Annotated in this window: 9 protein-coding genes; 1 reads left to right on the top strand and 8 read right to left on the bottom strand. The window is 72.5% G+C overall.

Annotated elements, in window-relative coordinates; translation table 11 throughout:
- The first annotated feature begins 218 nt into the window (after window positions 1–218).
- Complete coding sequence (locus tag FB00_RS15545) at window positions 219–989, top strand: ROK family protein (RefSeq protein WP_047233823.1); 771 nt, start codon at window positions 219–221, stop codon at window positions 987–989.
- 5 nt (window positions 990–994) lie between these two features.
- On the opposite strand, the gene FB00_RS15540 is transcribed toward FB00_RS15545, so the two are convergent.
- The 8 genes from FB00_RS15540 to map form a co-directional block, all read right to left on the bottom strand.
- Window positions 995–1810 carry an alpha/beta fold hydrolase gene (locus FB00_RS15540; RefSeq protein ID WP_231581884.1) on the bottom strand — a complete coding sequence of 272 codons (816 nt, stop codon included), beginning with the start codon at window positions 1808–1810 and terminating at the stop codon, window positions 995–997.
- A 225-nt stretch (window positions 1811–2035) separates the two neighbouring features.
- On the bottom strand, window positions 2036–2599 hold the full coding sequence (rplQ, locus tag FB00_RS15535) for a 50S ribosomal protein L17 (RefSeq protein ID WP_047233822.1): 564 nt from the start codon (window positions 2597–2599) through the stop codon (window positions 2036–2038).
- Window positions 2600–2673: 74 nt separating this feature from the next.
- Window positions 2674–3693: a DNA-directed RNA polymerase subunit alpha gene (locus FB00_RS15530; RefSeq protein WP_021479760.1), complete on the bottom strand. Its 1020-nt coding sequence runs from the start codon at window positions 3691–3693 to the stop codon at window positions 2674–2676.
- Window positions 3694–3909: 216 nt separating this feature from the next.
- The gene (gene rpsK / locus FB00_RS15525) at window positions 3910–4314 is read right to left on the bottom strand and encodes a 30S ribosomal protein S11 (protein WP_021479759.1); all 405 of its coding nucleotides are present in this window, start codon (window positions 4312–4314) and stop codon (window positions 3910–3912) included.
- Between the two features lie 113 nt (window positions 4315–4427).
- Window positions 4428–4802, bottom strand: coding sequence for a 30S ribosomal protein S13 (rpsM, locus tag FB00_RS15520; protein ID WP_021479758.1), 375 nt, complete (start codon window positions 4800–4802; stop codon window positions 4428–4430).
- 237 nt (window positions 4803–5039) lie between these two features.
- Window positions 5040–5153 (bottom strand): 50S ribosomal protein L36, encoded by a 114-nt coding sequence (gene rpmJ / locus FB00_RS15515; RefSeq protein ID WP_003956441.1) that lies wholly within the window; start codon window positions 5151–5153, stop codon window positions 5040–5042.
- 95 nt (window positions 5154–5248) lie between these two features.
- The gene (infA, locus tag FB00_RS15510; protein ID WP_012867920.1) at window positions 5249–5470 is read right to left on the bottom strand and encodes a translation initiation factor IF-1; all 222 of its coding nucleotides are present in this window, start codon (window positions 5468–5470) and stop codon (window positions 5249–5251) included.
- Between the two features lie 277 nt (window positions 5471–5747).
- Entirely contained in the window at window positions 5748–6584 is an 837-nt protein-coding gene (map, locus tag FB00_RS15505) for a type I methionyl aminopeptidase (protein ID WP_047233821.1), read from the bottom strand.
- Between the last annotated feature and the right edge of the window lie 6 nt (window positions 6585–6590).

Genomic DNA, 6590 nt, shown 5'->3' with positions numbered 1-6590 from the left:
GGCGAACTCCGTTCCCTCGTAGGCGAGGTCGAGGCGGACGCGCACGACGCCGTCGGGCGGGTCCTGCCGCACGCTCGACCCGGAGGCCGCGTCCCCGCCCGGCGCGTCGGGTGCGGGGTCGTCGGGGCGTGCGTCGGGGGCAGGGGCGTCGCTCACGGGAGTTCACCGTAGTCGCCCGGCCGTGCGGCGCGCTCGCCGTCGTGCCTACGCTGCCGCCCATGACCGGCGACCGCGCAGACGTCCGCACCCTCGCCGTGGACTGCGGCGGCGGCGGGATCAAGGCGAACGTGCTCGACGCGTCGGGCACCGCGCACGCCGCCGCCGTCCGCGTCCCGACGCCGTACCCGCTGCCGCCGGAGCTGCTCGTCGAGACGATCGCCGAGATCGCGGCCGCGCTGCCCCCGGCCGACCGGGTCACCGTCGGCATGCCCGGCATGATCCGGCGCGGCGTCGTCGTGCACACGCCGCACTACGTCACGCGCAGCGGCCCGCGCTCGCGCGTGGACCCGGCTCTCCTCGAGGCCTGGACGAGCTTCGACGTCCAGGCCGCGGTGGCCGCACGCCTCGGCGTGCCCGCGCTCGTGCTCAACGACGCCGAGGTGCACGGCGCCGGCGTCGTGGCGGCGTCGGGGCTGGAGCTCGTGCTGACGCTCGGGACGGGGCTGGGCTCGGCGCTGTTCCACGGCGGACGGCTCGCGCCGCACCTCGAGTGGTCCCGCGCACCGGTGCGCCGCGGCACCACCTACGACGAGTACGTCGGCGAGCCCGAGCGGCGCCGGCTCGGCAACGGGCTCTGGTCGCGGCGCGTGCTCGCGGTCGTCGAGGGCCTGCGGCCCGTCTTCTGGTGGGACCGGCTGTACCTGGGCGGCGGGAACTCGCGCCAGATCACCCCGAGCGTCCTCGACCGCCTCGGCGACGACGTCGTCGTCGTACCCAACTCGGCGGCGCTCGTCGGCGGGGCACGCGCCTGGGAGCTGCCGCCGGCCTGACCGCCTCAGCGCGCGACGGCGCGGCGCGGCGCGACCCCGGCGGGCGCCGGCCCATCCGCCCCGGGCGCCGGACTACCCGTCGCGACCGCGCGGTGGGCGTCGAGCAGGACCCGGTTGAACGCGACGGGCGCGTCGAGGCTCACGAGGTGCCGAGCGCCCGGGACGACCACGAGCCGCACGGGCGCTCCCCCGCGCCGGGCCGCCTCCACGAAGCCGCGCTCGCCGAACCGGAAGTGGTCCCACCGGCCGTTGACCAGCCACACGGGCGAGTCCGTGGCGGCGAGGGCCGTCACGGGGTCGACCGCCTCGACCTCGCGCAGGATCGCGCTCATCACGTCGAGCGCGAAGCCGCCCGCCGCGAGGTCGGCCGCGCCCTGCGGCGTGAGCGCGCGGTCGACGAGCGCCTGGTTGAGCCCCGCTCCGCCGTCGGGCAGCCGCTCGATGCCGCGCGCGACGAGGAGCCAGCCCCCGCGCAGCCGCGTGGCAGGCGGGGTCGAGCAGGCGGCAGCCACGAGGCCGACGACGCGCTCGGGGTGCCGCGCCCGCGTCTCGATCGCGACGTAGCCGCCCAGCGACAGACCGACGACGAGCGCGCGACCGCCCACGTCGTCGATCCCGGCCGCGACGGCCTCCACGGCACCGTCCAGGGTGAACGCCTCGCCGCGCCGCGCCCCGTGCCCCGGCAGGTCCACGGCGAGGGCGTCGACCCCCGCACGGCGCAGGGCCGCGAGCTGGTCGCGCCACATCGACCGCGACGTACGCGACCCGTGCACGAGGACGACGGGCGGCCACGCGGCCAGGGAGGAGTCGACACTCGTCACGTCTCGACGGTAGGCCCTCCCCGCCCCGAGATCGACCCGTACGTCCCGAGATCGGCCCTCTGAAGGTCGATCTCGGTCGTGCGGGTCGATCTCACGCGGCCGCCCTCGTGGCCGGACGCACGCGGAAGCCGTCGGGACGGCAGAACGCCGCAGGGCCCGGGACCGTACGGTCCCGGGCCCTGCGGCGTGGGGTCGCGGAGGACCCCGAGAGTCGATCGAGGAGGCTCAGGCCTCCTTCTTCTCCTCGGCGGCGTCCTCGACGGGCGCGTCCTGGACGTCCTCGGCGGGAGCGTCCTCGACGGCGGCGGGAGCGTCCTCGACGGGCGCGTCCTCGACCGCGTCGGCCTTCTTGGCCGGCTTGTCAGCCTTCTTCTTGCTCGCCTTCTCCGCGGCCTTCTCCGCCTCGCGGACGACGGCCTGCTTGGGGCTGACGGGCTCGGTCACGAGCTCGATCACGGCGAGGGGCGCGTTGTCGCCCTTGCGCGTGCCGACCTTCGTGATGCGGGTGTAGCCGCCCTCACGCTCCGCCATCTGCGGGGCGATCTCGGTGAACAGCGTGTGCACGACGGACTTGTCGCGCACGACGCGCAGGACGCGACGACGCGCGTGCAGGTCGCCACGCTTCGCGAACGTGATGAGGCGCTCGGCCACCGGGCGCAGGCGCTTCGCCTTGGTCTCGGTGGTCGTGATGCGGCCGTGCTCGAAGAGCTGGGTGGACAGGTTCGCGAGCATCAGACGCTCGTGAGCCGGTCCGCTGCCGAGCCGGGGGCCCTTGGCGGGGGTAGGCATGGGATGTGCTCCTTGGGAAGTGTTCGCGCCGCAGGTGCGGACCCGGACGCGCTGAGGTGTCTAGAGCCGCAGGCTCAGTACTGCTGCTCGGTGTCCGAGAACGTCGCCTCGTCGTCGTCGCCGTCGTAGTACGCGGCGGCCGACGGGTCGAAGTCGAGCGGCGAGTCCTTGAGGGACAGGCCGAGCTCGGCGAGCTTCTCCTTCACCTCGTTGATGGACTTCGCACCGAAGTTGCGGATGTCCAGCAGGTCCGCCTCGCTGCGTGCGACGAGCTCGCCCACCTGGTGGATGCCCTCGCGCTTGAGGCAGTTGTACGAGCGGATCGTGAGGTTGAGCTCCTCGATCGGCAGCGCCAGGTCCGCGGCGAGAGCCGCGTCCGTCGGCGACGGGCCGATCTCGATGCCCTCGGCCTCGACGTTGAGCTCACGGGCCAGGCCGAAGAGCTCCACCAGCGTCTTGCCCGCCGACGCGAGCGCGTCGCGCGGCGAGATCGCCGGCTTCGTCTCGACGTCCACGACCAGCTTGTCGAAGTCCGTGCGCTGCTCGACACGCGTCGCCTCGACCTTGTAGGTCACCTTGAGGACCGGCGAGTAGATCGAGTCGACCGGGATGCGCCCGATCTCGGCGTCGAACGACTTGTTCTGCGAGGCCGAGACGTAACCACGGCCGCGCTCGACGGTGAGCTCGATCTCGAGCTTGCCCTTGTCGTTGAGCGTGGCGATGTGCAGCTCGGGGTTGTGGACCTCCACACCCGCGGGCGGGACGATGTCCGCCGCGGTGACCGCACCAGCACCCTGCTTGCGCAGGTACATCACGACGGGCTCGTCGTTCTCCGAGGAGACGACGAGGTTCTTGATGTTGAGGATGACCTCGGTCACGTCCTCCTTCACACCCGGCACGGTGGTGAACTCGTGGAGCACACCGTCGATGCGGATGGAGGTGACCGCCGCGCCCGGGATGGACGACAGCAGCGTGCGACGCAGCGAGTTGCCGAGCGTGTAGCCGAAGCCGGGCTCCAGCGGCTCGATGGAGAAGCGCGAACGGTTCTCCGAGATGACCTCTTCGGTCAAGGTGGGGCGCTGTGCGATCAGCACTGGTGGTTTCCTTTCGGCGAGCGTCCGCCATATGACGCTGCACGGTTCAAGGCGAGGTGCGCGCCTGCGGCACGCGGCCCCGGCCGGGACTCTGTCCACCCGGCCGGGAGGGTGCGTCGACCCCGTCAGGAGGCGTCTGCCCCGTGACGGGCGCCGTCGACGGGCTCGGCCGGTCGGTGACCGGGCGGCCCGTCGACGGCACGCCGACGACGAGGGTCAGACGCGACGACGCTTGGGCGGGCGGCACCCGTTGTGCGCCTGCGGCGTGACGTCCTGGATCGAGCCGACCTCGAGGCCGGCCGACTGCAGCGAGCGGATCGCGGTCTCGCGACCGGAGCCCGGGCCCTTGACGAAGACGTCGACCTTCTTCATGCCGTGCTCCTGCGCCTTGCGGGCAGCAGCCTCGGCCGCGAGGCCCGCGGCGAAGGGGGTCGACTTGCGCGAGCCCTTGAAGCCGACGTCGCCGCCGGAGGCCCACGCGATCACGGCGCCCGACGGGTCCGTGATCGACACGATCGTGTTGTTGAACGTGCTCTTGATGTGCGCCTGGCCGGCGGGGACGTTCTTCTTGTCCTTGCGACGAGGCTTGCGCCCAGCGGCGGCGCGAGTCTTGGGAGGCATCTTTCGTTTCTCTCCTGGTCTGAGGTGGTCTGACCGCGGGGATCTCCGACCGGGACGACGTGGACCGTGCGGCCGACGTCAGCGCCCGAGCGGGGCCCGCCCTGCGGACTGGCTCAGCGGGCCTTCTTCTTGCCGGCCACGGTGCGCTTGGGTCCCTTGCGCGTACGCGCGTTGGTCTTGGTGCGCTGACCGCGCACGGGCAGGCCGCGGCGGTGACGCAGGCCCTGGTAGGTGCCGATCTCGACCTTGCGGCGGATGTCGGCGGCCACCTCACGACGGAGGTCACCCTCGAGCTTGTAGTTGCCCTCGAGGTAGTCGCGGAGCGCGACGAGCTCGGCGTCGCCGAGGTCCTTCACGCGCGCGTCCGGGCTGATGCCGGTCGCGGCCAGCGTCTGCTGGGCGCGGGTACGGCCGACGCCGTAGATGTAGGTGAGCGCGACCTCGAGCCGCTTGTCGCGGGGGAGGTCGACGCCGATGAGACGTGCCATGTGCCTTTCGGCTCCTCGTGCTTCGTCGGAGGTCTGTCGCACCGCCCTCCCACGGGGAGCTCCGTGGGCCCCGGCCTCCGAGCCGGGGGTTCCCCTGCCTGTGGCGTTCTCCTCCCGGACTCGCGTCCGGGGTGCCGAGCAGGTTCGTGGTGGTGCGCTGGTGGCCGGCCGTCGTCGTGACGGGCGGCCTGGTGACCGCGGTCCCGAGGGACCGTCACCCGTGGCGCAGGCGCGGGCTCAGCCCTGGCGCTGCTTGTGCCGCAGGTTGTCGCAGATCACCATGACGCGACCGTGCCGGCGGATCACCTTGCACTTGTCGCAGATCTTCTTGACGCTGGGCTTGACCTTCATCTTCGTTCCCTCAGTGGTGCCCCGCTCCGGGCGCGACCGACGAGCGGTCCCGGGATCCGGGTGGCGAGGCGGGTGAGTGGGTGGACGCGTGGCGACTACTTGTAGCGGTAGACGATCCGGCCGCGGGACAGGTCGTACGGGCTCAGCTCGACCACGACCCGGTCCTCGGGGAGGATCCGGATGTAGTGCTGGCGCATCTTGCCCGAGATGTGCGCGAGAACCTTGTGACCGTTGGCCAGCTCCACGCGGAACATCGCGTTCGGCAGGGCCTCGACCACGCTGCCCTCGATCTCGATGACACCGTCCTTCTTTGCCATGTCCTCCGCTAACTCTCGTCTGAACTGCTGGTACTCCCGCGCACGACCGACCCGCGGGTCGTCCGTTCGTGGGAGGTGCGTGGAGCCGCGTGCGGGGTCGGTCGCCCGGGTCCCGAGGGACGGGGGCCGGTTGAACGACGTGCACGGACTACACCCGACGGACCATCCTACGGCATCCGACAAGAGTCGCGAAACCGGGGCGTGCGTCGGGAACCGTGCGACGCGTCACTCCCCCGCCGCGCCCGGGGCGGGCCGACGCGTCGGGCGAACCGAGAGCTCAGGCCGCGAGCGGTGCGACACGGACGCCGAGCTCCGCGAGCTCGGCCGCCCCGCCGTCGGGTGCGGTGAGGACCCAGATCCCCTCGTCGAGGATCGCGACGCTGTGCTCCCAGTGCGCAGCACGAGCACCGTCGTCGGTCACGACCGTCCAGTCGTCCTCGCAGACCTCGGTGAACCGGTCGCCGAGCGTCAGCATCGGCTCGATCGCGAGGCACATGCCCGGGCGCAGCCGCGGGCCCTTCTCGCGCGTACGGTAGTTCGGGACGTCGGGCGGCTGGTGCATCGCGGAGCCGATCCCGTGGCCCACGTACTCCTCGACGATCCCGTAGGAGACGCCGTCGGCCTCGCCCGAGACCCGGACCGAGTCCTCGATCGCGGCACCGACGTCGCCGAGCCGCTCGCTCGTCGCGAGCGCGGCGATACCCGCCCACATCGCGCGCCGCGTGGCCTCCACGAGGGCCTCGTCCCGCGGCTCGCCCTCGCCGAGGACGAAGGAGACGGCCGAGTCGCCGTGCCAGCCGTCGACGATCGCCCCGCAGTCGACGGAGACGATGTCGCCCGGGCGCAGCTCACGCGGACCGGGGATGCCGTGCACGACCTCGTCGTTCACCGACACGCACAGCGACGCCGGGTAACCCTCGTAGCCGAGGAACGACGGCGTCGCGCCGGCGTCCGCGATCACCGCCGCGGCGAGCGCGTCCAGGTCGGACGTCGTCATGCCCGGACGGACCGTCTCGCGGACCGTCTCGAGCGCTCGCGCGACCACGAGGCCGGCACTGCGCATGGACCGGACCTGGTCGTGCGTCTTGTACTCGATGCGCTCGCGACCGAACACCCTGCT

The sequence above is a fragment of the Cellulosimicrobium funkei genome (assembly GCF_001019615.1).
GTDB lineage: Bacteria > Actinomycetota > Actinomycetes > Actinomycetales > Cellulomonadaceae > Cellulosimicrobium > Cellulosimicrobium cellulans_E.
The sequence above is the reverse complement of the archived record's forward strand: the minus strand, read 5'-3'. Positions and strand labels throughout refer to the sequence as shown.